This window comes from Halorussus aquaticus (genome assembly GCF_024218795.1).
GTDB classification, from domain to species: Archaea; Halobacteriota; Halobacteria; order Halobacteriales; family Haladaptataceae; genus Halorussus; species Halorussus aquaticus.
Genome location: NZ_CP100400.1, coordinates 531,711 through 556,705, shown reverse-complemented (window position 1 = coordinate 556,705; position 24,995 = coordinate 531,711). Strand labels below are relative to the sequence as shown.

The following is a 24,995-nucleotide window of genomic DNA, read 5'->3' as shown; positions in this document are numbered from 1 at the left end:
GAGAGCAGAGTGTAGCGGGCGGCGGAAGCGGGACAGCGGTTCAGGGGGCAGCGAGCGGAGGACGGCGAAAACGGAGGACGACGGTGGGCAGAAGTTCACCATACGGTCGGCGAGACGCACTCTCCGCGCCGTAACTAGGTCAGAGATCGGGAGCGGACGATGCGGGTTCTCGCGGGAGGACTGTCCGCGATGCTCCGGGCGGCCGACCGGCGTCGCTGGCGCTCCGCGGACACGTCTCAGGCCTCGACGCTCAGGTCGATGTACTGGGACTCCCACTCGCGGCGGGCCTCGATTTCGCGGTCGCCGCGTCGCGTCAGCGTGTAGAAGTTCGTCCGACGGTCGCGCTGGCCCTTCTCGACCAGCCCCTTATCGACCAAGGTGTCGAGGTTCGGATAGAGTCGGCCGTGGTGAATCTCCTTCTCGTAGTAGTTCTCCAGTTCGTCCTTGATAGCGAGACCGTGCGGTTCGTCCAGTCCCGCGATGGTGTACAGCAAATCTCGTTGGAATCCTGTCAGGTCGTGCATCGGTAACGTACGAACTAGGATACCGATGGAAATGAAGATAACGGCCCCTCGTGACCGACTCTCGGCGTGTAATCGACGCGGTACGTCTCCGGAGAATCGAGGGCGGAACACGGACATCTCCGGTCACCGTCAGGAGAGGCAGCGACTTTAAGACGCTCGTCTTCCTGTCTAGGAGTATGCCAGAGGAAGTTCTGTTCGAGACCGAGCGCCGGATGGACCGAACCGACGTGGCCTCCTACCTCCGGACCGTCGCCGAGAAGTTGGAGTCCGGCGGCGACATCACGCTGTCTGCGGGCGACCAGTCGGTGACCCTCGACCCGCCGACGCAACCGACGTTCGAAGTCAAGGCCGAACGCGAGACGCCCACTGGCGGCGGAACGGGCGAACTCAGCATCGAGTTCGAACTGGAGTGGGACGAGGACGACAGCGGCGGCGGCGAGACCGACACCGGACTGGGGATAGAGTAGGTTCCTCAGACCGGAGACCTCAGGAGACCGTAGCCTCGAACACGACTCAGAATTTCGTCCCGACTCGACAGTGGGAGTTACGGCTACCGACCGAGAGCGAGGCGACGCCTCGGGGTCGAAGATACTCGGAAAGGAATATGGAAAGGAAAGCGGAAAACGCGGGGGTGAAAAAGCCCCGCGAACCGCTTGCCGCCCTGAATTGGTCCCCGCTGACGCTTCGGCCCTCCAAGCGAAGCGTCAACTGGAACAAAACGCCCTAAGAACTTAAACCTAACGCCGCCGGAACCTTGTACCGATTCCGGGGCTGAACACCAGTTTCGGAACCGCCACCGTGAAACATTTCGAAAACGTTAGACAGTCTATATGTGTTCCTCTTCGAGGACCCATCCGAGCGCTCGCTTGTAGTACGTGAACATCTGTCGAACGCCCTCGTGACGCATGTTCTCGTCGTCGAGTTGCTCCTTCAGGAACTCGTACTGCTCGCGGATCTCCTCTTCGTCTCTCATGTACCGAGGATTCGGCTTCGCGCGTAATGAGTTCGGTGGGATTCTCCGAGAGAGGGGACGAGTCGCCGCACCGACTCCGCTACTTCCGGTTCAGGCGCGAGAGACCGTGCCAGATGGCATCGACCATCCGGTCTTCGCCCTCGCCGTCGGCGTCGGTCCATCCGCGGGCCAGCGCGTCCTCGATGACGGCGAGGTCGTGGTTCTCGAAGTTGTTCATCCCGCGGAACGCTTCGAGCGCGTCGCGGTCCTCGCCGCCGAAGTTCCCGGCGGAGTCGCTCGCGGGTTCACCGCCGTCGTAGAATCCGAGGTCGGCCAGCGTCCCCGCGACCTCCGCGGCCGTCTCGCCCGAGAGTTCGCGCACGTCGTCGGGTTCCTCGCGTTCGAGCAGGGTCACGTCGTAGATTTTGAACGCGCGTTCGAGTTCGTCGATGGGTGCCTCGTGGTCGTCCACGCGCACGTCGATCCAGCGGTCGTTCTTCCCGTCGTACCCGCCCTCGGGCTTGGCGACGTAGAGGGCCGCGCTCTGCTCGCCGCGCTTGTCGCCGCCCGCTTCGTTACCGGCGTGGAGGGCCGCGAGGAGTCGCTCGGGCAGGCCGCCATCGGTCTCCTCGTAGGCGGTCTCCATCGCGCGCAGCGTCTCCTCGTTCTCGAGGATGTTTCCCTGCACGGTGTAGGTCTCGCCCCGTCGGTCGCCCGCGAACTCGAAGCACTCTTCGCCCGTGAACGCCGCGACCGAGCCGTCCCGTCCGACGACGCCGACCTGTCGCCGGGCCGCCTCCGGGTCGTCGTCGGTCAGCGCCGCGACGACTTCCTCGGCCGACTGGCCCTCGCGGAGGAGGTCGAGACCGTCCGGGCCGTACGCGACGTTGGCGAAGCTCTGCGTCGCTATCGCTCCGGCGTCGGCGCTGGCGAACGGCACGACGGAGCCGACGCTGACGAACTTCGATTGGACCGCCACGCCGATCGCCTCGGTGTCGGGGTCGCGCGCGACGATGGAGAACGTTGCTGGGCGCGGTTCCATGCCCGAATCGTCGGAAGCGACGACGAAAAGCGTTCGCCCGGCGACGTCAGTGTCCGGTTTCACCTCCGGCGTCGCCTCGGCGGTCCGGCCCGTCGCCAGTCCGCTTTCTGGCGGTGAGCGGTTGACGCTTCTCCAGTTCGCAGTCGAAGCTGGGGTGCTCGGCGAAGTGATGCACGAGCATGTGACGACGCCCGCCGGTCAGTCCGGATTGGCCGACGTCCTCGGCGGTGAACTCGTCGGGCAATCGGTCGTAGCGTCGCCGGAGGGCCGCGAAGCTCTCGAACACCTTGCGGTGGCCCGACGAGTCAGCACACCGTCGGGCGACGACGTAGCTTCCGTCTTCGCGGTGTGTCCCGACCGTGCGTACGAACTCGCGGCGCTCGGTCAGCGCCTCGCCGAGCGCCGCGCGTAGCCGGTCGGCCTCGGCTCTGGTGAGTTCGTGGGTGTCTCCGGCGACGGTGACTGCGACCGTCTCGTGCGCGTCGGCGGGACCGTCGCGGTTCTCGTCGTCCGGGTCGGGGGAGGATGAGTCGGAACGAGAGTTACACTCCGCGGAGAATTTCTCGACCAGCCGCCGACTGGCGACTTACTCTATCCTCGGACGCCTCGGTCGTGAGGCCGTGGCTCGACATGGAGTGTGTGTAACGAAAGCAGGGTAATAAATGTCGGGGAACGCCGCGGAAATCCATCACACACCGCTCTCGCGGGACGACTCACCGTTCCGCGGCCAGCAGCGCCGCGACGACGACGTTGTACACGACCAACCCCGCCAGCACCGCCCCGACCGAGAGCGCGACGAAGGTCGCGCCGACGACGACGCCGTCGCCCGGTTCGCGCGCGACTGCCACCGCGACGGCAGACGGCACGAGCAGTACGAACCCGAGCGGAACGCCGTACGCGCGCCAGAACTCCCTCGAAACCGGCACGCGAAATTCGAGTAGTCGGCGCTCGCCGCCAGATTGCATACGTAAGTGTACCATCGCTGTCTGGTATAAGTTTTCAGGTAATCGGGAGTTCTCGTTCCGGCGTTCCGACCTAATCCGGGGTGGGAGAGAGTCTCAGCGGTCGAAGTGGCGAGGGGCGACTTCCGGGACCGGACAGCACGACCTCCGTACTCACGGCGACCGGACTTCCGACGCCCGCGCCGAGGACTACGCTTCAGACGTCGGCCGCTTCCAGAAAGTCCAGAATCGCGGCGTTGAACCCCTCCGGCTCTTCGAGCATGGCGAGGTGGGCCGCGTCGCGGACTTCCGCGTACTCGCAATCGGGAATCCCGTCGGCCAGTTCCTCGTGGTACGCCGGCGGGGTGAGGTGGTCGTGTTCGCCGACGACCGCGAGCGACGGAACGTCGACGTCGCCGAGTGGGTCGCGCACGTCGAACGCGTGGCAGGACTCGAAGTCGCGGCGCGTGACGCGCTGGCCGACGCCTCTCATCGCCTCCGTGGAGAGTTGGACGTACCGGGAGTCGGCGTCGTGGAAGAGGCGGTCCTCGCCGTGGAGGAACTCGACCGCCCGGTCGAAGTCCGAGTCGAGCCACCGGAGCAGGTCGTCCAGCACCGGGAGTTTCGCCCCAGTCCCGGCGAGGACGAGTCCGTCGAAGTCGTGGTCGCGCTCGATTACCAGTTGGAGCGCCACCGCCCCGCCGAGAGAGTTACCGACCAGCACACCCGCGTCGGTCTCCTCGGCGACCGCCAGCACGTCGTCGGCGTAGGCCGAGAGCGTCTCCCACCCGAGGTCGGCCTCGAAGTCCTCCGATTCGCCGTGCCCGCTCAGGTCGAGGGCGACGACCGGACGCCGACCGGCCAGTCGGCCGAGTTGTGCCTTCCAGACCTCGTGAGTGCCGCCGGACCCGTGGACGGCGAGTAGCGGTGACCCCTCGCCGCCCCGGTCGGCGACTCGATAGGCCGTGGCCCTGCCGTGGTGTGTGACCCGTTGCATGACGAACTCTTCGCGCGGACGAGACAACAAACCTCCGGTCGGCGGTTCGGGCGACTCCCTGAAGACGGTTCGCGAGGCCCGATGGCGTTCCGGCCGACGTATTTCTTGAACCGCAATTCGTCTCTAATCGACTACCCCGACGCCTTACCGCGGTTTTTCAGAGAAAGGCTTAAGTAGTATAGACCCTAACCTGTAGTTAGCATCAAATGTCATTGAAGCACATCACCGAACGAGACGACGTGTTCGCCCGGCGCTACGACTACGGCGACGAGGAGGTTCTCGTGGCCGACCTCGGCGACGCGGGCGAGGCGTCCGTGGACGTCCTCGGTAACGAGGCCATCGTGGTCTTCGAGGACGAGGACGGTACCCGCCAGATAGAGCTCCAACTGCCCGACGGCGGGGCGGAAGCGTTTATCACGAACGGCGTCCTCACTATCGAGGTGGGACTATGAAACTCACTGTCAAGCCGTTAAAACAGAAAGACGCCGGTCGCGGACTCGCCGCCGTGGACCGCCAGTCCATGCACGAACTCGGCGTCGAAAACGGCGACTACATCGTCATCGAGGGGAAGAACCAGAGTCGGGCGGTCGCCCGAGTCTGGCCCGGATACCCCGAGGACGAGGGCCGCGGCGTCGTCCGAATCGACGGCCAACTCCGTCAGGAGGCGGGCGTCGGCATCGACGACAAGGTCAGCATCGAGAAGGCGGACGTGAAGCCCGCCACCTCGGTCACCATCGCGCTCCCCCAGAATCTCCAGATTCGGGGCGACATCACGCCCCACATCCGGGACAAGCTCAGCGGACAGGCCATCACGCAGGGCCAGAACGTCCCGTTCGGCTTCGGCCTCATGGGGATGGGTTCCGGACAGTCCATCCCGCTGAAGGTCGCCAGCACGAACCCCGAGGGGACGGTCGTCGTCACCGACTCGACCGAGATAAACGTCAGCGAGCGCGCCGCCGAGGAAATCGCGCAGGGCGGCGCTGGCGGCGAAGGCACCCCCAGCGTGACCTACGAGGACATCGGCGGTCTCGAAGGCGAACTCGAACAGGTCCGGGAGATGATCGAACTGCCGATGCGTCACCCCGAGCTGTTCAGTCGCCTCGGCATCGACCCGCCGAAGGGCGTGCTGCTCCACGGCCCGCCGGGGACCGGCAAGACCCTGATGGCGAAGGCCGTCGCCAGCGAAATCGACGCGCACTTCCAGACCATCTCGGGTCCCGAGATAATGTCGAAGTACTACGGGGAGTCCGAGGAGAAGCTCCGCGAAGTGTTCGAGGAGGCCGAGCAGAACGCACCGGCCATCATCTTCATCGACGAACTGGACTCCATCGCGCCCAAGCGCGAGGAGGCCGGTGGCGACGTGGAACGACGCGTCGTCGCCCAACTGCTCTCGCTGATGGACGGTCTCGAAGAGCGCGGTGAGGTCACCGTCATCGCGGCCACGAACCGCGTGGACGCCATCGACCCCGCGCTCCGTCGCCCCGGACGATTCGACCGCGAAATCGACATCGGTGTCCCGGACCGCGAGGGTCGCCTCGAAATCCTGCAGGTCCACACCCGCGGGATGCCCCTCGCCGACGGCATCGACCTCGAAGAGTACGCCGACAACACGCACGGATTCGTCGGCGCGGACTTGGAGAGCCTCTCGAAGGAGTCGGCGATGAACGCGCTCCGTCGCATCCGTCCCGAGATCGACCTCGAATCCGACGAGATTCCGGCCGACGTGCTGGACTCGCTGCAGGTCACCGAACGGGACTTCAAGGAGGCGTTGAAGGGAATCGAACCCTCGGCGCTCCGCGAAGTGTTCGTGGAAGTCCCCGACGTGACGTGGGATCAGGTCGGCGGACTCGAGGACACCAAAGAACGCCTCCGGGAGACCATCCAGTGGCCGCTGGACTACCCCGAGGTGTTCGAGACGCTCGACATGGAGGCCGCCAAGGGCGTGCTGATGTACGGGCCGCCCGGAACCGGCAAGACCCTGATGGCGAAGGCCGTCGCTAACGAGAGCGACAGCAACTTCATCTCGATCAAGGGCCCCGAGCTCCTCAGCAAGTGGGTCGGGGAGTCCGAGAAGGGCGTCCGCGAGATGTTCAGCAAGGCCCGCGAGAACGCCCCGACCGTGGTGTTCTTCGACGAGATAGACTCCATCGCGGGCGAACGCGGCGGCGGACAGGGCGGCGGCTCCGAGGTCAGCGAGCGCGTGGTCTCCCAGCTCCTCACGGAACTGGACGGACTGGAGGAACTCGAAGACGTGGTGGTCGTCGCCACCACGAACCGACCGGACCTCATCGACAGCGCGCTCCTGCGGCCCGGACGCCTGGACCGTCACGTCCACGTGCCGGTGCCCGACGAGGACGCTCGCCGCGCCATCTTCGAGGTCCACACCCGCGACAAACCGCTCGCGGACGACGTGGACCTCGACGAGTTGGCCGCACAGACCGACGGCTACGTCGGCGCGGACATCGAAGCCGTCACCCGCGAGGCGTCGATGGCCGCCAGCCGGGAGTTCATCAACAGCGTGGACCCCGAGGACATCGACGAGAGCGTCGGGAACGTCCGCATCGACGCCGACCACTTCGAGCAGGCGCTCGGCGAGGTGACGCCGAGCGTCACCGAGGACACCAGAGAGCGCTACGAGGAGATCGAAGAGCAGTTCGACTCGGCCGACCCCGAGGCCGAGAAGGACCAACTGGGCCGGACGTTCCAGTAGGACCTTTTACTGCGGGCGACGCACGAACGCGCCGCCCTTGTAAAAGCTCCACCAAAAACACGGCGTCACCCCCTCACTCGGCCCTCACTTCGTTCGGGCCTCGTTCGAGGATTCCTTGGTCCGCTCGCTCACGGCGGACTGCGGTGTACTCATATGGTTGTAGCAATTTTTCGAGAATAGAACGACAGACCTGAGCGTAGCGACTGCTGATTCTTCGGGTGCTAAAACCGACTACTCAAGTCTCTCGGCCGCACCGCGTTCCACGAGCGGTTCGGCGTTCGCTTCGGGCAGCGTCACCACGTCCTCGCTGGCGAGGTCGTAGGTGCGCTCGTCCACGCCGAGAATCTCGCCCACGTCGTCGGTCAGACGGACCGTCGTTCGCTCGGCCAGACCGTCGAGGGGATCCGAGTCGGACTCCGACGCCTCGCCCTCCCTCTCGGCCGACTGCTCCGCGTCGGTGTCGGCGACTGCGGCCGCCTCCGCGGTGGCCGGGCGCGCGCCGTCCGCGTCCGACTCGCCGGAGGTCGGCGTCGAGTCGGCGCTGGACGAATCGGCGCTCGCCGAGGCGGACACCGCGTCCGTCGCGCCGTCGTCGCCGCCCATCACGTCGGCGGCGCTCACGTCCTCGTTCGACGCGCTCGCGCTGGCCGTGGGGGCGTCACCGGGGTCGGGTGCGGCCCCCGCGCCGGACGGTCCGGCGGGGTCCGGCGTCGAGTCTTCGCCGACGCCCGCGGACTCCGCGGCGGCCGACTCGACGCCGTCGGCCTCGCCCGAGAGGATGTCCAGCACTTCCTCCTTGTTGGACTCGATGCGTTCGACCAGTTCGGTGAACAGTTCCTGTTCCTCGCCGGTCAACCCCTCCTCGTCGGCGGGCATCCCCGCGGCAGCGAGGCTGGCGCGCTTGACGATTTTGCCGACCCGGCGCTCGTAGACGGCCTCCACCACGTCCTCGGCGGTGTGTATCTCGTCGGTCAGTCGGTTGACCTCGGGGTCGTCGAACGGACTGTCCGAGCGGTCGGCCGCCCGGTCTCGCTGGTCCTTGAGGTCGGCGATGTAGTCGGCGACGTCGGCGTAGAACGACTCCCGGAGGTGCTGGAGGCTGTCCTTCGACCGTTCCTTGCTCTGTACGGTGCGGAGTTCGTCCAGATTCATCGTCGTGCTGTCATGGTCGTTCTGTCACGTTCGGTCGTGCCAGTTCGTCGGGGGTAGTCGCCGTTTCGTCGCGCGCTCGGTCGTCGCGTCGGTCGGTTCTCGTACCGTCCGTCATTCCTTCCCCTTCTCGGCGCGGCCGCGCGCCATCAGGAAGACGGCCACGTATTCGGGAAGCGATACGTCACCTGCCGAGAGCCTAAAGCTTTCGCCGCGGAGTTCGACCGGTCCCGGGTCGGTCACCTCGACGGTCACCTCGTGGCCCTCGAACGTCTCGGGCACCGGGTCGCTGAGGGGGTCGAAGTCGGCCAGTTCGTCGCGCGGGATGCGGGTCACTTCGAGTCCGGTCCCGCCGTGAAGGCTTCCCGGCAGGCGGATGAGTCGCCGGAGGTCGGTGGTCACGGGTTCGTCGATGGCCGCCGACTGGTCGGCGACCACCTTCTCGGTCATCACCTTCGTCAGTTCGCGGATGCCCTGTCCGCCGCGCTCGACGTTCCCGCTTTCGAGTTTCTCGTAGTCCTCCGACACCGCACCGAGGATGGTCCGTGCCCGGCCGTCGCCGATTCCGTCGAACTCCTTGAGGCGTTCGAGCGCGTCGTCGTCGTCCATCGCCAGCAGTTCGTCGGCCAGCGAGAGGAGTTCGCGGTGGACCCGGCGACCCCACCCGCCGTCTTTCTTGAGGACGCGCCGGGTCGCGGTGCCGCCCATCTCGACGCGCTGGATGGCGTCGCGTTCGATGCCCTCGCCCCGGATGTAATCGACGATTTCCCGGCGCTCGTCCCGGTCGAGTCCGCGGACGCCCTCGTCGCGGACGTGGACGTGGTACCCCCGTCCGCCCGAGAAGACGACCGTCAGGTCCGAGAAGCCGAAGTCGTTCTCCAGCAGGTCCAGCAGGTTCTGCACCTCCGCCTTGCCCGCCGCGAGCATCTCGCCGTAGGCGTCCCGCTGGGGGTCCACGCCTTCGAGGTGGTCGGCGTCGATGTCGAACACGAGGTCGGAGTCGCGCCACCCCTTCGCTTCCATCTCGTCGGCACCCGGGTCCTCGTAGCGCCCGGCCGAGAAGTAGACGTGACGCGGGCGTTCGCGCTGGAGGAAGTCGCCAAGTTCGCCGAGTTCCAGCAGCGACTGGTGGCGGACCATCGTCGTCGCTCCCGAGGTCCACGGGATGTACCCCCACTCGCGCGCCTCCGGGTCCGGCGGCGGCGTCTCCTCGGACCCGCGTCCTCCGGCGTCGCCGGACGACTCGGGAAGCCACTCTTTCCGGCGGTAGTGGTCGCGGAACCGACCGCGGAGGTACGCTCGGGTGCGCTCTTCCATGCTGTCTGGGCTATGCTCGGGCCGCGTCTTTAAGGCTATCTATCCCCCACGGATTCGACGCCAGCATCCGCTCGGACCGACGACAGCGTGCGCTCGAACTCGACTCTCCAACAGGAACCGCTCGAACTCGCTCTACCGCCTCGCCGGTCTCGCCGCCGTCAGCCGCGCACGAACTCCGAGAGTCGCTCGGTGAAGCCGCCGCCGTCGCCGAGTTTCAGGTAGTAGGCGTCGCCGCCGTCCTCGTAGTAGTTCTCGATGTGACGCTCCACCTCGAATCCCAGATGCTCGTAGAATCCCAGCGCGTTCTCGTTGCTGGCGCGGGCGTGACAGGTGACGCTGTCGTGGTTCTCCGCGACCTGTCCCACGAGGCGTTTACCGACGCCTTCACCGCGGAATTCGGGCGCGACCGCGAGAAATAGAATGTAGCCGTCGCGTCGGACCGCCGCGAACCCCATCAGATTCTCGTCGCCGTCGCCGTCGCGCGTCAGGAGGACGTAGACAGTCGAGCGCCGGTAGGCGTCGGTGAAAAAGCCCTTGCGCTGTTTCAGGACGTCCTCGGCCTGCCGGATGCGCTCTTTGAGTTCCCACGCCGCATCGACGTGACTCTCGTCGCCGGGGCGAGCGATTTCGGTATCGACGTTGACGCTCACTAGGATGGCGTAGGTCCGTGGTCAATATAATTCCACCGCCCCGTCCCGGACGGCCGACTCGTGCACACTTGCGACGGCCGACGCCTCCGCGGCCGGTCTCGGTTTCCGCCACGACGCTCCGAGGACTATTGAGCGCCACCCGTGGCCCGGCCGTCGGCGAGATAGCGAAACCTTTCCCGCGCCGTTCCGTGAGTGGGAGTATGAGCTACGAACTCCGCGACCACACCGCCGACGTGGCGGTGGCGGCGACCGCACCGACGCTCGACGCGGTGTTCGCCGCGGCGGCCGACGGGATGGCCGCGGCGATGTGCGACGAGATTCCCGAGGCGGGCGGCGAGCGCTTCGAGTTCGACGTGCGGGCCGAGGGCCGCGAGGCGCTGCTGTTCGACTATCTGGACGAACTCATCTACCAGCGCGACGTGCGCGCCGTCCTCCCCGTAGATAACGAGGCCGAGGTCCGAGAGGACCGCGGGGCAGACGATGAGGATGCAGAGTGGGCGCTGGAGGGGAGCGCCCGCGGCGTTCCGCTCGCCGACGTCTCGGCCCGCGACCTCAAGGCGGTCACGTACTCCGAGATGGCGCTGGAGGAGACCGACGAGGGCTGGCGGGCCTACGTCGTCTTCGACGTGTGAGCGAGGCCGGGCATCGACCGTGAACGAGACCCGGCTTTTACGGCGGGCGGGGGCGTCGAACGCGATATGAACTGGCGACGTCCGACGCTCTCACTCTCGTTCGCGGTCCTGCTCCTCTCGGTCTCCGGGACAGCAAGCGCGCACGTCCGGTACGTGGTCGATAGCGCGGCCGACGTGAAGGACGCGCTCGGGTTCCTGCTGGACGTGGTCGCCGACCCGTTCAACGCCGCGCTCCTCGGCGGCGGTGCGCTCGCGGTCGTCGCCGCGCTGGTCGCCTACCTCCGGTTCCGCCCGGCCGAGCGCGACTTCGACGTCCTGCGCGAGACGCTCCGGGGCTACGTCGACCTCGTCCCGTGGATGCTCAGACTCTCCATCGGGCTTCCGCTCGTCGGCGCGGGGTTCGCGGGCTACTTCTTCAGTCCGATCGTCCACGCCGAGGCGCGAGTCCTGCAGGTCGGCATCGGCTTCCTCCTGCTGTTCGGACTGGCGACGCGGGTGGTCGCACTGGTCGGCCTACTCGTCTACGTCTCCGGCCTGCTGGCCGCCCCCGCGCTCGTCCTCGCCAGCGAGTACGTCGGCGGGTTCCTCGCGCTCGTCCTCCTCGGGGGCGGCCGACCCAGCGCCGACCAGATGCTCCAGCGAGTCGCCGACGCGGAGGGGACCCTCTACGGTCGCCTCGACCCGGTTCACGGGGCGGCGTCGTGGCTGAACGCCAGAACCGAACCGTACGACGACTACGCCCCGACGCTGGTCCGACTCGCACTCGGGTTCAACTTCTTCTACCTCGGATTCACGCAGAAACTGTTCGCGCCCGGCCCGGCGCTCGCGGTGGTCGAGAAGTACGACCTGACGGCCGTGGTCCCCGTGGACCCCGGTCTCTGGGTCGTCGGCGCGGGACTGACCGAGATGGCCGTCGGATTCGCGCTGTTCGTCGGCCTGTTCACCCGAGCCACCGCGGCGACGGCGTTCACGATGCTGACCCTGACGCTGTTCGGGCTGGCCGACGACCCGGTGTTGGCCCACGTCACCCTCTTCGGGATGGTGTCGATGCTGTTCATCACGGGACCGGGTCCGCTCGCGGTTGACGACTGGCTACGGGAGCGCGCGTCTGTCGATACCCCCCGCAGCGAGACCGATGGCGAAACGTATTCCGGCAGGACGACCAACTGACGAGTATGACCGCGAACGACGACGGAGACACCACCTACGACGCGGGGGAGGTCACCCTCCGCAAGGTCCGCGACTACGTCTGGGAGATTCCGCAGGAAGGCGACATGCGCGCTCCGGCGCGCGTCCTCGCGAGCGAGACCCTGCTCGACCAGATAGCCGACGACAAGACCCTCGAACAGCTCAAAAACTCGACGCATCTGCCGGGCGTCCGGAAGTACAACGTCTGCATGCCCGACGGCCATCAGGGGTACGGCTTCCCGGTCGGCGGCGTGGCCGGAATCGACGCCGAAGAGGGCTGTATCTCGCCGGGAGCGGTCGGCTACGACATCAACTGCGGAGTCAGGATGATGAAGACCGACCTGACCTACGACGACGTGCGCGGCCGCGAGGAGGAACTCGTGGACGCCCTCTTCGCGAATATTCCCTCCGGACTCGGCGGCGGCGGGGTCGTAGAGGGCGACATCGACACCGTGGAGGCCATCCTCGACCGCGGGATGGAGTGGGCGCTCGAAGAAGGGTGGGCCGTCGAGGAGGACTTGGCCCACTGCGAGGACGAGGGCGTGCGCCACGACAGCGACCCCTCGAAGGTGTCCCAGAAGGCCAAGGACCGCGGGAAGAACCAGATCGGGAGCCTCGGGTCGGGCAACCACTTCCTCGAAGTCCAGCGCGTGACCGACACCTACCTCGACGACGTGGCCGACGCCTACGGACTCGAAGAGGGCCAGATCGTCGTCCTCATCCACTGCGGGAGCAGGGGACTGGGCCATCAGGTCTGCACCGACTACCTCCGGGACATCGAGAAGGCTCACGCTGGACTGCTCTCCCAACTCCCCGACAAGGAACTCGCCGCCGCGCCCGCCGGGAGCCAACTCGCCGAGGACTACTACGACGCGATGTGCGCGTCCATCAACTTCGCGTGGGTGAACCGCCAACTCATCATGCACCGCACGCGGCAGGTGTTCGGGAAGGTCTTCGACTCGGACTGGGAGTCGCTGGGCATGGACCTGCTCTACGACGTGGCCCACAACATCGCCAAGAAGGAGACCCACACCGTGGAAGACGGGGAACAACGAGAGCTCTACGTCCACCGGAAGGGCGCGACCCGCGCGTTCCCGGCGGGCCACGAGGAGGTCCCCGGCGCGTACCTCGACGTGGGCCAGCCGATTATCATCCCCGGGAGCATGGGGGCGGGGAGCTACGTCCTCCGCGGCGGCGAGGACTCGATGGACCTCACGTTCGGTTCGACCGCCCACGGCGCGGGCCGGACGATGAGTCGGACGCAGGCCAAACAGGACTACTGGGGCGGCGACGTGCAGGACGACCTCGAACAGGAGCACATCTACGTCAAGGCCCAGAGCGGCGCGACCGTCGCCGAGGAGGCGCCCGGCGTCTACAAGGACGTGGACGAGGTGGTCCGGGTCTCGGACGCGCTCGGCATCGGCGACAAGGTCGCCCGGACGTTCCCGGTCTGTAACATCAAAGGGTAGTCTGACCTCGCGTGACCGTCTTCTCCCTCGCACTTTCTAACGCGGATTACCGAAACTGGTCTCAGTTGCCGCGGCGGCCGTCTTCCTGCACGCCCTAGCAGTCTCAATAGAATTAGCCACATCTATTTACTCATCCGGCTACGGGCGATGCTGTTCCGAATATCGCGCTGGAGAGTACGACTACTGCAGTCCCGACTGTGACGGCACTCGAACAGAACCGCGGGTTCGCCGTGGCATCGTTCGGCCCGTATAGGCCACGCTATCGGCCGCGAGCGACGAAAATCGTTCGACCAGTCACGTTCCGGTTCGACCCTCCGATTCGTATTTTCGCGAGAGCCATAACTTATGCATAACGTACCCCCATCCGCTCCATCTCCAACCCTACAGATTTATATACCCGTGTGGCTTTGTATATAGTACGATGAATTATTACGATCTGATTCTCGGTCTGATCCCGCTCGCACTCCTCGGCCTGACTGCCCTCCTCACCGTCGTCGGATTCGGTCTCACGACCGCGGTCCCGCTCGCTGGCATGGTCTCGGTCGGGATGATCGGTCACGCGATGTTCGTCCGGACGCCGTCCGAGACGCCGGTCGCTCCGGCCGTCCAGCAGTGAACTGAAAACACGCGATTTACGCTACTACCTCTTCGCTCGTTCTTCGTTTGCGGTCTTCCCCGTCTCTGATTTCCCTTCTTCCGACTCTGCCTTCTCGTTTCACTCAGTAGCTCTTCACGTTCGGTCGGCGTCGGCCGTCCGTCTGACGAATTTATTTGTGTCCGTGCTTCGGTGGATTCCCAATATGCATCAGGACCACCTCGACATGGAGACGGTCACACTCGAACTCGACGAGGGGGAACTCGAACGAATCGACGACATCGCGTTCGCGGACCACCGGGAGAACCGGGAAGCCGCCATCCGAGAACTCCTCGACCAGTACCTGAAACGACGTGCTGACGGTGAACCGACCGACGACGAGGACTGAACTCCGCAGACGAAGAGCGCCGAGTACCGCGATTACGGGTCGAAGTCGAATCGCGGCCCGTCCTCCGACTCTCCTATCGAGGGACCGTCCACCGACGGCGGGACGAACGACCGTTCCTTCGGGTCCACTTCCTCGCCGTCCTCGAACTTCACGAAACTCAGGTAGTAGACCTCGCCACAGCCCTCGCCCTCCGTCTCCGCCGCGCCGCAGACGATTTCCACGCCGTCGGCCGCGCTGTCGTCGAAGTCGTCGTACGCGTCGGCGTACTCCCACCCGTCTAACGGGACGGGCGTCACGCACTTGTCCGCGAGGTACCCCTCACGGTCGAGTTCGGCGATGGCCCCGCACCGCGGGCAGTAGTAGCGAACTGCGGTCATGCGCGGTGGTACGCGGGGAGTGCACTTTCCACTGTCGCCTGTGGACCTCGGACCTCGTGCTGGCGGCTATCGTCGCGCGCTATTGGGGTGGGTGATTCGGCCGACCGAGTGGCGGTGGAGACGGAGGTGGCGCGTGCCGCGACGGAATCGACGGTTCGACCGGAGACGGTCCGGGCGTGAATCTCGGAGCGACGACGTGCCGACCCCGCGGACGCCTCGCTCGCGCCCGGAGAAGCAAGACATTTGGCCCGCGGCGGAGTCCGTTCATGTATGATAGACGAGACGGTCGAGGAGATTCGGGAGATGCAGACCCACAGCTCCTCCGTGGTCGCCGTGAAGGCCGCTCGCGCGCTGGAGGACCTCCGCGAGCGCGAGTTCGCCTCGGTCGAGGACTTCGAGCGCGACCTCGAACGCAACTCCTCCGCGCTCCGGCGGGCGAACCCCTCCCACGCCTCGCTGGTGACGACCCAGCGCGCCATCGTCTCGATGGTCGAGGACGCCGACGCCGAGACCGTCGCGGACGCGAAGGACGCGCTCGGCGACGCCGTGGAGGACGTGGTCGAGCAGGTCGAGACCGCCAAGCGCCGCGCGGCCCGGAACGCCGTGGAGTTCGTGGAGGACGGCGCGACGATTCTGACCCACGACTACTCCTCGACCGTGCTGGAGACCATCGAGCAGGCCGTCTCCGAGGGTCGCTACCTCACGGTGTACGTCACGGAGGCCCGGCCGCGCTACCTCGGGCGCAAGACCGCCCGCGTCCTCGCCGAGATGGACCGCGTGGACGCCCACCTCGTGGTGGACGGGGCGTCGGGTCACTTCCTCCCCGAGTGCGACCGCGTGCTGCTGGGGATGGACTGCATCGTCGGGGACACCCTCTACAACCGAATCGGCACGTTCCCGCTGGCCGCGACCGCCGACCGAGTGGACGTTCCCGTTACCGTCGTCGGGTCGTCGGCGAAACTCGTCGGCGAGGGGTTCCGCTTCGAGAACGACTTCCGGTCGGCCAGCGAGGTCCTGCTGGAACCCGCGGAGGGCTTCTCGGTGGAGAATCCGGCCTACGACGCGACCCCCACAGACCTGCTCGACGCCGTCGTCACCGACGAGGGGGTTCAGGAGTTCTGACTGGCGAAGCGGTCCGGAAATTCTGACCGACGCTGGCGTCGGGGAGTTCTGACCGACGGCGGCGTCCCGCGGTCCGCCCAGCAAGCAAAAGGAGTTGCCCGTGGTCATTTCTCCGATGGACGCGAGGAGCCGACTCGCTCACAACCTCACCGCCGAGTCGGAGGCCTACGGCTACACGCTCACCATCTGGGGGTCGGGGGCGATGCTCATCTCGAAGGTCCAGACACCGGGCCTGTTCGACATCCTCCTGCTGGCGTTCGGCGCGATATTCGGCTTCGGGGTTCTCGGAGCGGTGGCGTTTCGAAAGATGGTCAGAGAGCCGGAGTCCGACGAGACACCCCTCGTCGTCACCTCGATGGTCCACGTCGTCTCGACGCTGGGCAACCTCGTCGTCGCCTACCTGCTGGTCCGGTTCGTCGTCTCCCACTCGACGCCTGGGTGGTTCGCCTTCCCGCTCGTGGGGTTTCAGGCCACGGTGCTGTACAACGTGTTCCTCCTGCTGGAGGATTTTCTCTCGGAGCAGTTCGTCGAAGCCACCAGATTCGGTGAGGACCCGGAGGACGTCGAGTGAGTACGGACTCGCTACGCTACTTCGACCCACTCGCCGCGCTCGTCGCTCTCCTGAATCGCCGAGAGGACGCGCTGGACCGCCAGTCCGTCCTCGAAGTTCGGGTGATAGTCGCCCGACCCGTCGGCGGTTTCACCGCCTCCGCGCCCGGTCTCTGACGCCGCGCCGTCCACCGCCGAGAGGAACTCGTAGTTCTCGTGGACGAAGGTGTGCTCCCAACCGAGGACGTGGCCCGGCGGCCACCAGTGTTCGACGTAGGGGTCGTCCGCCTCGGTCACCAGAATCGTCTCGTAGCCGCGGTTGCCCTTCCGGAGGACCTCCAACTCGTTCAGTCGTTCGAGCGAGAACTTCAGGCTCCCCTCGGACCCCTGAATTTCGATGGTGTGGTCGTTCTTGTGACCGGTCGAGAACCGGGAGGCCTCGAAGGTCGCCATCGTGCCGCCCTCCAGTTCGGCCTGCGCGGAGTAGGCGTCGTCCACCGTGACGGGCCGAGTTTCGATTTCACCGCGCTCCGCTCCGTCCTCGTCGCCTTCGACCGGGCGCTCGTCCACGAACGTCCGGAGGTGGCCCGAGACGCGCTCCACGTCGCCGACGAGGAACCGGGCGAGGTCGATGGTGTGGGCACCCAAGTCGCCCAGCGCCCCGCTCCCGGCCATCTCCGCGGAGTTGCGCCACGACCACGGGGCCTCGGGGTCCGCCAGCCAGTCCTGTAGATAGCGCCCTCGGAAGTGTCGGATTTCGCCGAGAGCACCGTCTTCGATGAGATTCTTCGCGTACCGGATGGCCGGGACGAACCGGTAGTTGAACGCGGTGGCGGTCGGCACACCGGCGTCTTCGGCGGCGTCGGCCATACGCTCGGCCCCGTCGAGGTCGTTCGCCAGCGGTTTCTCGCAGAGGACCGGCGTGCCCGCTTTGAGCGCCGCGACGGAGGGTTCGACGTGGACGTGGTTCGGTCCGAGGTTGTAGAACGCGTCCACTTCCTCGACCACGTCTCTCCAGTCGGTCGCCGTGTTCTCGAACCCGAGGCGGTCGGCCGCGTCCGCGAGCGCGTCCTCGTCGCGGCCGACGAGGACGTGGCGCTCGACGTCCGGGGCGTCCGGGAAGAACATCGGCAGTCGCGCCATGGCGTTGGCGTGGGCTTTACCCATGAATCGGTAACCGAGAACGCCGACTCGAACAGTCATGTCGTCGGGGTACTCGCGGGAGACGCTTAATATTTCAGGGAATCGGTCGGTTCGGGTCGTTGGGTGCCGCCCGGTTCGAATCGCCCGCGCGGCGGACTCCTCACTCGGAGACCTCTTCGGCGAGGACGGACTCGACCGCCGAGGCGAGTTCCTTGAACAGGTCCATCTCCATCTCGTCCGTCGTCACGAACGCGCCGTGGTCGCCGACGATGACCCGAGTCAGGTAGCCGCGCTCGAACACGCGGATGTTGAATCGGTAGCCGCCGAGTTCGGTGTCCTGATACACCGCCTGCGTCCGGAAGCCGAGGCGCTCGTTGTCCGCGAACCCCACGAGGTCCGCGCCGGGGTCGAGGTCCTCGCGGAGGTAGAGTTGCTCCTCGGCGTCCTCGGTGAAGTAGGTGATGCTCCGGAGTTCGTCGCCGACGGACGTTCGGCAGGCGCTGACTAACTGGTCCGCGATGTCGTCTGATGCTGCGTCCACCATACTGGGTACTTCCACCTATAGCACAAAAGTGGTAGCGGCGTTTCGGGATGCAGAGACCGGCCCGACCGTCGCCCCGACAGCGACCGTTTGCTTTAGCCATCGTCCCCGACTACGGGACAGCATGACCGAGCGCGCGATTCGAGTCGTCGCAGTCGGCGTCGTCCGCCGCGCAAGGCACACCGGGCGAGCGACCGGCGGCCGTGAGGCCACCGAACAGGAGACCGACGGCGAGACCCCCGAGGAGTTGCTGGTCGAGCGCCACCGCGACCCCGAGTCGGACGAGACGTTCTACCGACCGCTCGGGGGCGGCGTCGAGTTCGGCGAGCGCGGCGAGGAGGCGCTCCGCCGGGAGTTCCGGGAGGAACTGGGCGTCGAACTGGCGGGGGTTTTCCCCGTCGAAACCTACGAGGACGTGTTCACGTTCGACGGCGAGATCCGCCACGAGGTGTGGCGGGTCTACGAGACCGACATCGTGGAAGACTGGCCCTACGAGCGCGAGGAGTTCACGGCCCGCGAACCCGACACGGGCGAGGAAATCGAGTGCGTCTGGAAGTCAGTCGCCGACTTCGAGGACGGCGACACCCTCTATCCAGAGGCGTTGCCGTCCGCACTCTGACTGCAGAGTCACTCGGCGTCTCGACCGGTCGTCTTCGGGACGGCGACGACCGACCCGAGAGCGGTACCGACGATAGCCCCGAGCGCCGCACCACCGACCGCTGCGGGTTCGCCAGCTAGATCGGCACCGAACAGGAAACCGACACCTCCGAGCGCGGTCATCGGAACGAGAATCTCGACGGGTCGCGGACGTGACATCGGGACGACGATTCGCGCTCCCGGACAAAGTACTGGTGGTATTCGAAGAACGGGACCGCCGGGAGGTCGCCGTCGAATCCCGGGTTACGCCCAGTATGCCTCGCCGGGTCGGTCGCGGAACACCGCGCGCTGGAGCATCGCCACCGCCTTCTCCAGTCCCTCGTTGGAACTGGTCAGCGAGTCCTCGTGTTCGATGGAGAGCGCGCCGTCGTAGCCCACCATCCGGAGCGTGCTGACGACGTCCTTCCAGTGGTCCTCCCCGTGGCCGTACCCGACCGACCGGAACAGCCACGAGCGGTCGGCCTCCTCGTCGTAGGGCGTCGTATCGAGGACGCCTTTGGTGCGGGCCTCGGCGTCGTAGACCTTGGTGTCCTTGGCGTGGAAGTGGTGGATGGCGTCGTGTTCGCCGAGGAAGCGGATGGCGTCGGTGATGTCGATGTTCTGCCAGTAGAGGTGAGAGGGGTCGAAGTTCGCGCCGATGCGTTCGTTGGTCGCCTCGCGCAGGCGCAGCATCCCCGATGGCTCGTACACCAGCATGTTCGGATGCATCTCGATTGCCACGTCCACGCCGTGGTCGGCGGCGTGTTCTGCGAGGTCCGACCAGTACGGGACGGCGACTTCCTCCCACTGGTACTCGTGGGCCTCGGCGTGTTCTCCCGGCCACGGTGCGGTGACCCAGTTGGGCGTCTCGTCGTTCGGACTCCCCGCGGGAAGCCCCGAGAAGCACGTGACCGTGTTCACGTCCAACTGGTCGGCGAGTTCGATGGCCTCCCGGAGTTCGGTGTCGGCCTCCTCCGCCGTCTCCTCGTCGGGGTGCAGCGGGTTGTTGTGCGTCGCCAGCGCCGAGATGCGCATCTCGTACTCGTCCAACAGGTCGAAGAGGTGGTCCTGAGCCTCGTCGTCGTCCAGATACTCCTCGCGGGGCAGGTGGGAGTCGCCGGGGTGGCCGCCGCACCCGAGTTCGACAGCGTCCACGCCGATACCGTGGAGGTACGCGAGCGCGTCGTCGAGCGACTGTCCGCCGAGCGGGACTGTGAGAACGCCGATGTCCATGTCAGTTGCACCACGGTCGGCGTAAATAAGATTACGGGAGGGCGGAGCGCGTCGAGAAACGGCGAGAGGCCGATTCGTCGGAGACAGTCGCGCGAGCGTGCGCGAGAGGAAATACTCGCTCGGTGTGGTCACCTTCGTTCTGCGGAGTCACCGTCTGCGAGGCGAAGTCGCCTCCGGTCGGCGAAGCCACTACTCCTCGGCCAGTTGCACGTCGAGGCGGTCTTCGAGCGCCTCGACGAGCGACCCGCCGACGTTGGCCTGATTCGCGCGACCCTGTTCGACCGCGAGCAGGTCGTTCTCCGACACGTCGAGTTCCTCGGCGAGTTCGTCGCGCTGGAGACCCGCGTCGCGTCGCGCCGCTTCGACCGTCTCGCCGTAGCCCGAGACCAGATACGGCAGCGGGTCGTCGTCGTAGTCGGTGCCCTCTTCCTCCCAGTGACTCGAATCGCCGTCGTAGACGCCGCTCGCCTTCGCGGTGTTCTGTGCGGCCTTCCGCTTGCGCTCTCGGTCGTCGTCGGTCGAGGTCTGGGTCTGGGCGTTGTCGTTGTGCGAGGACGCACAGTCCGAGCAGACCTGCAACTGCGCTCCGGCCACGTTGGCCGCGGTCAGCGAGTCGCTCGACTTCCCGCAGAGTTCGCACGAGTCGCCGCTACCGCCGCCGGACGACCCACCAGTCGAGTACTTAGCCATGTGAGACTCAGTTAGGGTACGACGCATTTGAATACCCCGCTTGTCATTCGAACCTGAATACCGTTCGCGCCGACACCTACCGACCGGCTACTCGTCTCTCGTCGTGACTCGGCTAGCTATTCGTCGTCCGTCACGACCCACTAGTTAATGGTCGTTCGTGATTAATTCTCGTGGGAGCATGAACTACGACGCGCCGGACCCCGACGCATCCCCCGAGTTGGACGCCGCGTTCGAGGTTCTCGCGGACGCCCACCGCAGATACGCGCTGTACTACCTTCGGGGCCGCGAGTCGGCGGCGCTCGACGAAGTCGCCACCGTCGTCGCCGGATGGCTCGGCACCCGCGACGACCCCGGCGACATGGTCGCGCCCCGGGACCGCGACAGCGTTCGGACCGCGCTCCACCACGTCCACCTGCCGCGACTCGCGGCCGCCGGGTACGTGAGCTACGACGCCGACTCCGGCGCGGTGACGCCCGAATCGCTCCCCGAGTTCGTCGAGACCGTCCTCGACCGCTCGCTCGCCCAGCAGCGTGACGGGGTCGAGCAGTCGGACGAGTCGGTTTTCGACCGACACACGGGACGGTGACGATGGGACTCCGTCAGTTCCTCGACGCGTTCGCCGACCGCCGGAAGACCGTCACGGTGTTCGCGCCCGAACCCTACGAGGGTCTCGACTCTCACTTCGAGACGCGCAACGTGACTGTCGAACACGAGTACCTCCCGGACGACGGGTCGGGCGGGTTCGTCGTCGTGACCGCCGGCGGAGAGTTCGTCGGAAGCGTCGGCGCGGCCGCGGTCCGCCACCTCGTCTCGCCGCGCGAGTCCGACCTCGAACTCGGCCGGGGCGAGGCGACCCGGACCCACGACGAAGCGACCCGAGCGCTGCTCGACCTGCTCTCGGACACCACGTTCGCCTCGTTCGACAAGCGCCAGATGCTACTGACGACCCGAGAAATCGAGGACCGGGCCTACCGGCGCGGCCGGGGAACGTTGCGGACCGGCTTTCAGTCGCTGTCGGCGCTGAAGGCCCAGCGCGACCTCTACGCCGCGTTAGCGAGCGAGAGTCTCCTCGACGTACACGTCTACGGGGAGCGAGACTGGTCGCCGGACGTGCCGGGCGCGACGGTCCACGAGGACGACGCCGACGAAATCGGCGCGTTCTGGTTCGTCGTCTTCGACGGGGGCGGCGACGACCGTCGGGCCTGCGCGCTCCTCGGCGAGGAGGTCGGAGACGACACCGGAATCTTCCGCGGGTTCTGGACCTACGACCCCGAGACGGTCGCCGACATCGACGCCTACCTCCGGGAGACCTACGGGTGAACGGCGGACGGGTGGCGTACTCGTCGGTTTCGGCAGTCGTTCGCGTCGCTCCGTTACCGGGTCCGCCGAGGTTCTCTAATTCGCCATCGCCGTGCGCCGAGTACGCGCGTTCCGACTGACCCCATTCGCGACGCCGCCCCGACGCCGGAAAGCGATAGACCGAACTACCGGGCACTCGGAGGTGAGACCGATGAGCGATTACTCGTTTACCGTCGACGTGGACGTGAGATTTCAGGACCTCGATACGATGGGTCACGTCAACAACGCGGTCTACGCGACCTACTTCGAGCAGGCCCGCGTGGCCTACTTCGAGGAGGTGCTGGACGTGCCGCTGCACGAGGTGGAGTCCGTACTGGCGAACTTGGAAATCGACTTCCGGCGGCCGGTCCGGTCGGTCGGCGAGGTGACGGTCGGGGTCCGGGTGCCCGAACTCGGGAACACGTCGGTCCCGATGGAGTACGAGGTCCGGGCCGACGGCGAAGTCGCGGCGACCGGCGAGACGGTTCAGGTGGCGGTCGATAGCGAGACCGGGTCCTCTCGGCCGATTCCCGACGCGTGGCGCGAGCAGATACGGGAGTTCGAAGGGCTGTAATCGGCGCTTTCGTACGGTCGAGCGAATCCGATAGCGGGCATCGTTTTATTACTAATGCATGTTTGTTAGAATATACAGTTAACGTTATTGCATTACTGTCTGATAACTTTGCTCATGGGATTATTTGGAAGCGACACGAGTACCGAGACGCTCGACTACGAACCCGAAGGCGACTACGTAACGGCCGAGCGTATCGGCAAGATGGACGACGTTCTCGACGACGACGAAGAGGTGATGTTCGTCATCGAGGGCAAGAACATCCAAGAGAAAGGCGAGGGTCGAGGCGTACTGGGTTCTGACGTGGACGCCAAAAACAGCCTCCTCAGTTCGATTCTCACGGGTGCGACCGACAAGCGACTGGTCTCGAAGATACCCCAGATGACCGGCGACGACGAACAGACCATCCCGTACAGCCGAATCGAGGGCGTGGACCTCGACACCGGACTGGTGACCAAGAAGTTGACCGTCAAGACGAGCGGGAGCGCCTACGAGTTCGGGGTTCAAGATCCCGATGCCGACGAAGTCCGAGAGATGGCCCGGTTCATCCGCGAGAAGATGAAGGAGAGCCAGCAGGCGACCGCGCCAGCGGCCTCCGAACCCGACCCGACCGAGCAACTGAAGAACATCAAGGAGTTGCACGACGATGGCGTTCTCTCCGACGAGGAGTTCGAGGAGAAAAAGAACGACCTCCTCGACCAGATGTAGCCGTCCCGGCGAACCGAGACGCCGCCGTTTTGCGGTCGAATCGACGACCTGCACGAATCGGGTCGGGGGTTCGAGGGACTGTAACCGGCGCTTTCTGAAACGCGTGAACCGTTCGGACCGCGACGGGACCGTTCATCGGTCGCGTTTCGGCCCGGAAATCGGTTCGAGAGTGAACCGTCGTCACGGTTTATTCGCCTCTCGGTGGAACCACCGCGTAGTGAACGACTTCGACCGAAGGCATGCCGCTCGCTCCGCCACCGACCGCGACGCTCCCTCCGAGTGCGAGGCGCTCGCCGACCGCGACGACACCGCCAGCGACACTCTCGCTTCCGGACTCCTGCCGCGCGACTACGCCAGTCGAGGCGCGACGTTCGTCCGGCGTCCAGTTCGCCAGCACGAAGAGACGAGGATGTACCGGGCACTCGCGGTCCGAATCGAAGGCGAACCGACGACGCTTCTCGTCGGCCCACGGGCAGGCGTCTCGCCGACGCAGGCGTACCGCATCGTGGCTATCCGGGGCGTCCGGTCGGGCCGACTGGTGACGGTTCGGTTCCGCCCGACGCAGTGAGGACTCCGAAGGTGCGGTAGTCACGTCGATTACGCAGAAACGGCGACAGCACGTAGCTATCGCTCAAGGTGTAGCGTCCGAAAGGAATTGTGCGTGGGTGCAGTCCCAAGGGACTCCACCTGCATCGTCTCCCGTGGCGAAGCCACGTTGCGCGAGTGTATCGCGCTTGCGATGCGTGGGACCGGATTTGAACCGGCGGACCCCTACGGGACAGCGCCCTCAACGCTGCGCCGTTGGCCTAGCTTGGCTACCCACGCTCGCTCGTTCTCTTGCTGCACTCAGATGTAGACGCTACCCGAATAAAATGCCTTTCGTTTCAACACGGGGACGGCACCGCCACACACGGTAAGGCGTATTTCGTTCCGCTCCCTACGGTCGGCTATGCAGCGACTCGTCGAGCGGCACGTCCCCGCAGTCACCGGACTACTGACAGTCGTCTCGCTCGCGCTGGTGTTCGCGGCCGCGCTCCGCGTCGTGCCCGCTGGCACGCTCCCGCGCGCGCCCGACGCCGTGCTGGCGGCCATTCCGCACGTCAACGCCGTCATCAGCACCGTGGCGTTCGCCGTCGTCGCGGCTTCGTGGCGGTGGATTCGGCAGGGGAAGGTCGCGCGCCACCGCGCGGGTATGCTCGCGGGCGTCGTCCTGTTTGCGGCGTTCCTGACGCTGTACCTCTACCGGGTCGCGCTCCTCGGCCCGACCCACTTCGACGGTCCGGCGGTGGTCGAACAGTTCGTCTACTACCCCATTCTCGGGATTCACGTCCTGCTGGCCGTGGTCTGCATCCCGCTTCTCTACTACGTCCTGCTGCTGGCGCTGACCCGGCCCGTCTCGGAACTCTCGGCGACGAACCACGCGAGGGTCGGCCGAGTCGCGGCCTCGCTGTGGCTGACCTCCTTCGCGCTCGGCGTGGTCGTCTACCTCATGCTCTACCTGTTCTGACTGCGCGGCGCCTCCGCTCCGACACG

The 24,995-nt window shown here is 66.2% G+C and carries 32 protein-coding genes and 1 tRNA gene; 17 read left to right on the top strand and 16 right to left on the bottom strand.

Annotation, left to right across the window (positions count from 1 at the left end; translation table 11 throughout):
• Nucleotides 1–236: 236 nt before the first annotated feature.
• On the bottom strand, nt 237–524 hold the full coding sequence (locus NGM06_RS02955; RefSeq protein ID WP_163520438.1) for a PadR family transcriptional regulator: 288 nt from the start codon (nt 522–524) through the stop codon (nt 237–239).
• A gap of 176 nt (nt 525–700) precedes the next feature.
• Here NGM06_RS02955 and NGM06_RS02950 point away from each other — a divergent pair, with 176 nt between their 5' ends.
• Entirely contained in the window at nt 701–991 is a 291-nt protein-coding gene (locus tag NGM06_RS02950; protein ID WP_254268863.1) for an amphi-Trp domain-containing protein, read from the top strand.
• 359 nt (nt 992–1,350) lie between these two features.
• Here NGM06_RS02950 and NGM06_RS02945 read toward each other — a convergent pair whose 3' ends face one another.
• The 5 genes from NGM06_RS02945 to NGM06_RS02925 form a co-directional block, all read right to left on the bottom strand.
• Nucleotides 1,351–1,497 carry a DUF8555 family protein gene (locus NGM06_RS02945; RefSeq protein WP_205427199.1) on the bottom strand — a complete coding sequence of 49 codons (147 nt, stop codon included), beginning with the start codon at nt 1,495–1,497 and terminating at the stop codon, nt 1,351–1,353.
• 79 nt (nt 1,498–1,576) lie between these two features.
• Nucleotides 1,577–2,518 (bottom strand): DUF1028 domain-containing protein, encoded by a 942-nt coding sequence (locus NGM06_RS02940; RefSeq protein ID WP_254268862.1) that lies wholly within the window; start codon nt 2,516–2,518, stop codon nt 1,577–1,579.
• Between the two features lie 46 nt (nt 2,519–2,564).
• Entirely contained in the window at nt 2,565–2,906 is a 342-nt protein-coding gene (locus NGM06_RS24290) for a DUF7528 family protein (protein WP_368410505.1), read from the bottom strand.
• 325 nt (nt 2,907–3,231) lie between these two features.
• Nucleotides 3,232–3,483 carry a hypothetical protein gene (locus NGM06_RS02930; RefSeq protein ID WP_254268860.1) on the bottom strand — a complete coding sequence of 84 codons (252 nt, stop codon included), beginning with the start codon at nt 3,481–3,483 and terminating at the stop codon, nt 3,232–3,234.
• Nucleotides 3,484–3,676: 193 nt separating this feature from the next.
• Nucleotides 3,677–4,456, bottom strand: coding sequence for an alpha/beta fold hydrolase (locus NGM06_RS02925; RefSeq protein WP_254268859.1), 780 nt, complete (start codon nt 4,454–4,456; stop codon nt 3,677–3,679).
• 206 nt (nt 4,457–4,662) lie between these two features.
• Between NGM06_RS02925 and NGM06_RS02920 the strand changes: the two genes are divergently transcribed.
• Both NGM06_RS02920 and NGM06_RS02915 read left to right on the top strand, forming a co-directional pair.
• Nucleotides 4,663–4,908: a DUF7127 family protein gene (locus NGM06_RS02920; protein ID WP_254268858.1), complete on the top strand. Its 246-nt coding sequence runs from the start codon at nt 4,663–4,665 to the stop codon at nt 4,906–4,908.
• Nucleotides 4,905–7,166, top strand: a complete 2,262-nt coding sequence (locus NGM06_RS02915) for a CDC48 family AAA ATPase (RefSeq protein ID WP_254268857.1) — start codon at nt 4,905–4,907, stop codon at nt 7,164–7,166. Before NGM06_RS02920 ends, NGM06_RS02915 begins: the two co-directional genes overlap by 4 nt.
• A gap of 231 nt (nt 7,167–7,397) precedes the next feature.
• On the opposite strand, the gene NGM06_RS02910 is transcribed toward NGM06_RS02915, so the two are convergent.
• From NGM06_RS02910 to NGM06_RS02900, 3 genes are all read right to left on the bottom strand, one after another.
• On the bottom strand, nt 7,398–8,318 hold the full coding sequence (locus tag NGM06_RS02910; RefSeq protein ID WP_254268856.1) for a DNA replication complex subunit Gins51: 921 nt from the start codon (nt 8,316–8,318) through the stop codon (nt 7,398–7,400).
• 111 nt (nt 8,319–8,429) lie between these two features.
• Nucleotides 8,430–9,632 (bottom strand): DNA primase small subunit PriS, encoded by a 1,203-nt coding sequence (priS, locus tag NGM06_RS02905; RefSeq protein ID WP_254268855.1) that lies wholly within the window; start codon nt 9,630–9,632, stop codon nt 8,430–8,432.
• A gap of 158 nt (nt 9,633–9,790) precedes the next feature.
• Nucleotides 9,791–10,282 carry a GNAT family N-acetyltransferase gene (locus tag NGM06_RS02900; protein WP_254268854.1) on the bottom strand — a complete coding sequence of 164 codons (492 nt, stop codon included), beginning with the start codon at nt 10,280–10,282 and terminating at the stop codon, nt 9,791–9,793.
• A 200-nt stretch (nt 10,283–10,482) separates the two neighbouring features.
• On the opposite strand from NGM06_RS02900, the gene NGM06_RS02895 reads away from it, so the two are divergent.
• The 5 genes from NGM06_RS02895 (at nt 10,483) to NGM06_RS02875 (ending at nt 14,554) form a co-directional block, all read left to right on the top strand.
• Complete coding sequence (locus NGM06_RS02895) at nt 10,483–10,914, top strand: archease (RefSeq protein ID WP_254268853.1); 432 nt, start codon at nt 10,483–10,485, stop codon at nt 10,912–10,914.
• Nucleotides 10,915–10,980: 66 nt separating this feature from the next.
• Nucleotides 10,981–12,084: a DoxX family protein gene (locus NGM06_RS02890; RefSeq protein ID WP_254268852.1), complete on the top strand. Its 1,104-nt coding sequence runs from the start codon at nt 10,981–10,983 to the stop codon at nt 12,082–12,084.
• A gap of 5 nt (nt 12,085–12,089) precedes the next feature.
• On the top strand, nt 12,090–13,571 hold the full coding sequence (locus tag NGM06_RS02885) for an RtcB family protein (RefSeq protein ID WP_254268851.1): 1,482 nt from the start codon (nt 12,090–12,092) through the stop codon (nt 13,569–13,571).
• 421 nt (nt 13,572–13,992) lie between these two features.
• Nucleotides 13,993–14,187 carry a DUF8015 family protein gene (locus tag NGM06_RS02880; protein ID WP_163520424.1) on the top strand — a complete coding sequence of 65 codons (195 nt, stop codon included), beginning with the start codon at nt 13,993–13,995 and terminating at the stop codon, nt 14,185–14,187.
• 184 nt (nt 14,188–14,371) lie between these two features.
• Nucleotides 14,372–14,554, top strand: a complete 183-nt coding sequence (locus NGM06_RS02875; RefSeq protein WP_254268850.1) for a ribbon-helix-helix protein, CopG family — start codon at nt 14,372–14,374, stop codon at nt 14,552–14,554.
• Between the two features lie 32 nt (nt 14,555–14,586).
• On the opposite strand, the gene NGM06_RS02870 is transcribed toward NGM06_RS02875, so the two are convergent.
• Nucleotides 14,587–14,931, bottom strand: coding sequence for a DUF7969 family protein (locus NGM06_RS02870; RefSeq protein ID WP_254268849.1), 345 nt, complete (start codon nt 14,929–14,931; stop codon nt 14,587–14,589).
• A gap of 270 nt (nt 14,932–15,201) precedes the next feature.
• On the opposite strand from NGM06_RS02870, the gene NGM06_RS02865 reads away from it, so the two are divergent.
• Both NGM06_RS02865 and NGM06_RS02860 read left to right on the top strand, forming a co-directional pair.
• Nucleotides 15,202–16,053 carry an eIF2B alpha/beta/delta subunit family protein gene (locus NGM06_RS02865; RefSeq protein WP_254268848.1) on the top strand — a complete coding sequence of 284 codons (852 nt, stop codon included), beginning with the start codon at nt 15,202–15,204 and terminating at the stop codon, nt 16,051–16,053.
• Nucleotides 16,054–16,168: 115 nt separating this feature from the next.
• On the top strand, nt 16,169–16,624 hold the full coding sequence (locus NGM06_RS02860) for a hypothetical protein (RefSeq protein ID WP_254268847.1): 456 nt from the start codon (nt 16,169–16,171) through the stop codon (nt 16,622–16,624).
• Between the two features lie 11 nt (nt 16,625–16,635).
• Here the strand turns inward: NGM06_RS02860 and NGM06_RS02855 are convergent, their stop codons facing one another.
• Complete coding sequence (locus NGM06_RS02855; protein ID WP_254268846.1) at nt 16,636–17,805, bottom strand: Gfo/Idh/MocA family protein; 1,170 nt, start codon at nt 17,803–17,805, stop codon at nt 16,636–16,638.
• A gap of 100 nt (nt 17,806–17,905) precedes the next feature.
• Nucleotides 17,906–18,289 (bottom strand): DUF7522 family protein, encoded by a 384-nt coding sequence (locus NGM06_RS02850; RefSeq protein ID WP_254268845.1) that lies wholly within the window; start codon nt 18,287–18,289, stop codon nt 17,906–17,908.
• A gap of 121 nt (nt 18,290–18,410) precedes the next feature.
• Between NGM06_RS02850 and NGM06_RS02845 the strand changes: the two genes are divergently transcribed.
• Complete coding sequence (locus NGM06_RS02845; RefSeq protein ID WP_254268844.1) at nt 18,411–18,905, top strand: NUDIX domain-containing protein; 495 nt, start codon at nt 18,411–18,413, stop codon at nt 18,903–18,905.
• A gap of 8 nt (nt 18,906–18,913) precedes the next feature.
• On the opposite strand, the gene NGM06_RS02840 is transcribed toward NGM06_RS02845, so the two are convergent.
• The 3 genes from NGM06_RS02840 to NGM06_RS02830 form a co-directional block, all read right to left on the bottom strand.
• Nucleotides 18,914–19,102: a hypothetical protein gene (locus NGM06_RS02840; RefSeq protein ID WP_254268843.1), complete on the bottom strand. Its 189-nt coding sequence runs from the start codon at nt 19,100–19,102 to the stop codon at nt 18,914–18,916.
• Between the two features lie 84 nt (nt 19,103–19,186).
• Nucleotides 19,187–20,155 carry a sugar phosphate isomerase/epimerase family protein gene (locus NGM06_RS02835; protein ID WP_254268842.1) on the bottom strand — a complete coding sequence of 323 codons (969 nt, stop codon included), beginning with the start codon at nt 20,153–20,155 and terminating at the stop codon, nt 19,187–19,189.
• A gap of 189 nt (nt 20,156–20,344) precedes the next feature.
• Entirely contained in the window at nt 20,345–20,845 is a 501-nt protein-coding gene (locus NGM06_RS02830) for a helix-turn-helix domain-containing protein (RefSeq protein WP_254268841.1), read from the bottom strand.
• 178 nt (nt 20,846–21,023) lie between these two features.
• On the opposite strand from NGM06_RS02830, the gene NGM06_RS02825 reads away from it, so the two are divergent.
• From NGM06_RS02825 to NGM06_RS02805, 5 genes are all read left to right on the top strand, one after another.
• Complete coding sequence (locus tag NGM06_RS02825; protein WP_254268840.1) at nt 21,024–21,431, top strand: DUF7344 domain-containing protein; 408 nt, start codon at nt 21,024–21,026, stop codon at nt 21,429–21,431.
• Nucleotides 21,432–21,433: 2 nt separating this feature from the next.
• A complete protein-coding gene (locus NGM06_RS02820; protein ID WP_254268839.1) occupies nt 21,434–22,165 on the top strand; it encodes a DICT sensory domain-containing protein in 732 nt (243 codons plus the stop codon).
• Nucleotides 22,166–22,355: 190 nt separating this feature from the next.
• On the top strand, nt 22,356–22,757 hold the full coding sequence (locus tag NGM06_RS02815) for an acyl-CoA thioesterase (RefSeq protein WP_254268838.1): 402 nt from the start codon (nt 22,356–22,358) through the stop codon (nt 22,755–22,757).
• A gap of 114 nt (nt 22,758–22,871) precedes the next feature.
• Nucleotides 22,872–23,462 carry a PH domain-containing protein gene (locus NGM06_RS02810; protein WP_254268837.1) on the top strand — a complete coding sequence of 197 codons (591 nt, stop codon included), beginning with the start codon at nt 22,872–22,874 and terminating at the stop codon, nt 23,460–23,462.
• Between the two features lie 217 nt (nt 23,463–23,679).
• Nucleotides 23,680–24,030 carry a hypothetical protein gene (locus tag NGM06_RS02805; RefSeq protein WP_254268836.1) on the top strand — a complete coding sequence of 117 codons (351 nt, stop codon included), beginning with the start codon at nt 23,680–23,682 and terminating at the stop codon, nt 24,028–24,030.
• A gap of 172 nt (nt 24,031–24,202) precedes the next feature.
• Here NGM06_RS02805 and NGM06_RS02800 read toward each other — a convergent pair.
• Nucleotides 24,203–24,287 (bottom strand) — tRNA-Leu (locus tag NGM06_RS02800).
• 124 nt (nt 24,288–24,411) lie between these two features.
• On the opposite strand from NGM06_RS02800, the gene NGM06_RS02795 reads away from it, so the two are divergent.
• On the top strand, nt 24,412–24,969 hold the full coding sequence (locus tag NGM06_RS02795) for a DUF420 domain-containing protein (RefSeq protein ID WP_254268835.1): 558 nt from the start codon (nt 24,412–24,414) through the stop codon (nt 24,967–24,969).
• Nucleotides 24,970–24,995 lie beyond the last annotated feature (26 nt).

Excerpts from the sequence above, each read along its gene's own strand:
- NGM06_RS02955 (WP_163520438.1), bottom strand. The coding sequence starts at position 524 with ATGCACGACCTGACAGGATTCCAACGAGATTTGCTGTACACCATCGCG.
- NGM06_RS02950 (WP_254268863.1), top strand. The coding sequence starts at position 701 with ATGCCAGAGGAAGTTCTGTTCGAGACCGAGCGCCGGATGGACCGAACC.
- NGM06_RS02945 (WP_205427199.1), bottom strand. The coding sequence starts at position 1,497 with ATGAGAGACGAAGAGGAGATCCGCGAGCAGTACGAGTTCCTGAAGGAG.
- NGM06_RS02940 (WP_254268862.1), bottom strand. The coding sequence starts at position 2,518 with ATGGAACCGCGCCCAGCAACGTTCTCCATCGTCGCGCGCGACCCCGAC.
- NGM06_RS02930 (WP_254268860.1), bottom strand. The coding sequence starts at position 3,483 with ATGCAATCTGGCGGCGAGCGCCGACTACTCGAATTTCGCGTGCCGGTT.
- NGM06_RS02925 (WP_254268859.1), bottom strand. The coding sequence starts at position 4,456 with ATGCAACGGGTCACACACCACGGCAGGGCCACGGCCTATCGAGTCGCC.
- NGM06_RS02920 (WP_254268858.1), top strand. The coding sequence starts at position 4,663 with ATGTCATTGAAGCACATCACCGAACGAGACGACGTGTTCGCCCGGCGC.
- NGM06_RS02915 (WP_254268857.1), top strand. The coding sequence starts at position 4,905 with ATGAAACTCACTGTCAAGCCGTTAAAACAGAAAGACGCCGGTCGCGGA.
- NGM06_RS02910 (WP_254268856.1), bottom strand. The coding sequence starts at position 8,318 with ATGAATCTGGACGAACTCCGCACCGTACAGAGCAAGGAACGGTCGAAG.
- priS (WP_254268855.1), bottom strand. The coding sequence starts at position 9,632 with ATGGAAGAGCGCACCCGAGCGTACCTCCGCGGTCGGTTCCGCGACCAC.
- NGM06_RS02895 (WP_254268853.1), top strand. The coding sequence starts at position 10,483 with ATGAGCTACGAACTCCGCGACCACACCGCCGACGTGGCGGTGGCGGCG.
- NGM06_RS02890 (WP_254268852.1), top strand. The coding sequence starts at position 10,981 with ATGAACTGGCGACGTCCGACGCTCTCACTCTCGTTCGCGGTCCTGCTC.
- NGM06_RS02885 (WP_254268851.1), top strand. The coding sequence starts at position 12,090 with ATGACCGCGAACGACGACGGAGACACCACCTACGACGCGGGGGAGGTC.
- NGM06_RS02880 (WP_163520424.1), top strand. The coding sequence starts at position 13,993 with ATGAATTATTACGATCTGATTCTCGGTCTGATCCCGCTCGCACTCCTC.
- NGM06_RS02875 (WP_254268850.1), top strand. The coding sequence starts at position 14,372 with ATGCATCAGGACCACCTCGACATGGAGACGGTCACACTCGAACTCGAC.
- NGM06_RS02870 (WP_254268849.1), bottom strand. The coding sequence starts at position 14,931 with ATGACCGCAGTTCGCTACTACTGCCCGCGGTGCGGGGCCATCGCCGAA.
- NGM06_RS02865 (WP_254268848.1), top strand. The coding sequence starts at position 15,202 with ATGATAGACGAGACGGTCGAGGAGATTCGGGAGATGCAGACCCACAGC.
- NGM06_RS02860 (WP_254268847.1), top strand. The coding sequence starts at position 16,169 with ATGGACGCGAGGAGCCGACTCGCTCACAACCTCACCGCCGAGTCGGAG.
- NGM06_RS02855 (WP_254268846.1), bottom strand. The coding sequence starts at position 17,805 with ATGACTGTTCGAGTCGGCGTTCTCGGTTACCGATTCATGGGTAAAGCC.
- NGM06_RS02850 (WP_254268845.1), bottom strand. The coding sequence starts at position 18,289 with ATGGTGGACGCAGCATCAGACGACATCGCGGACCAGTTAGTCAGCGCC.
- NGM06_RS02845 (WP_254268844.1), top strand. The coding sequence starts at position 18,411 with ATGACCGAGCGCGCGATTCGAGTCGTCGCAGTCGGCGTCGTCCGCCGC.
- NGM06_RS02840 (WP_254268843.1), bottom strand. The coding sequence starts at position 19,102 with ATGTCACGTCCGCGACCCGTCGAGATTCTCGTTCCGATGACCGCGCTC.
- NGM06_RS02835 (WP_254268842.1), bottom strand. The coding sequence starts at position 20,155 with ATGGACATCGGCGTTCTCACAGTCCCGCTCGGCGGACAGTCGCTCGAC.
- NGM06_RS02830 (WP_254268841.1), bottom strand. The coding sequence starts at position 20,845 with ATGGCTAAGTACTCGACTGGTGGGTCGTCCGGCGGCGGTAGCGGCGAC.
- NGM06_RS02825 (WP_254268840.1), top strand. The coding sequence starts at position 21,024 with ATGAACTACGACGCGCCGGACCCCGACGCATCCCCCGAGTTGGACGCC.
- NGM06_RS02820 (WP_254268839.1), top strand. The coding sequence starts at position 21,434 with ATGGGACTCCGTCAGTTCCTCGACGCGTTCGCCGACCGCCGGAAGACC.
- NGM06_RS02815 (WP_254268838.1), top strand. The coding sequence starts at position 22,356 with ATGAGCGATTACTCGTTTACCGTCGACGTGGACGTGAGATTTCAGGAC.
- NGM06_RS02810 (WP_254268837.1), top strand. The coding sequence starts at position 22,872 with ATGGGATTATTTGGAAGCGACACGAGTACCGAGACGCTCGACTACGAA.
- NGM06_RS02795 (WP_254268835.1), top strand. The coding sequence starts at position 24,412 with ATGCAGCGACTCGTCGAGCGGCACGTCCCCGCAGTCACCGGACTACTG.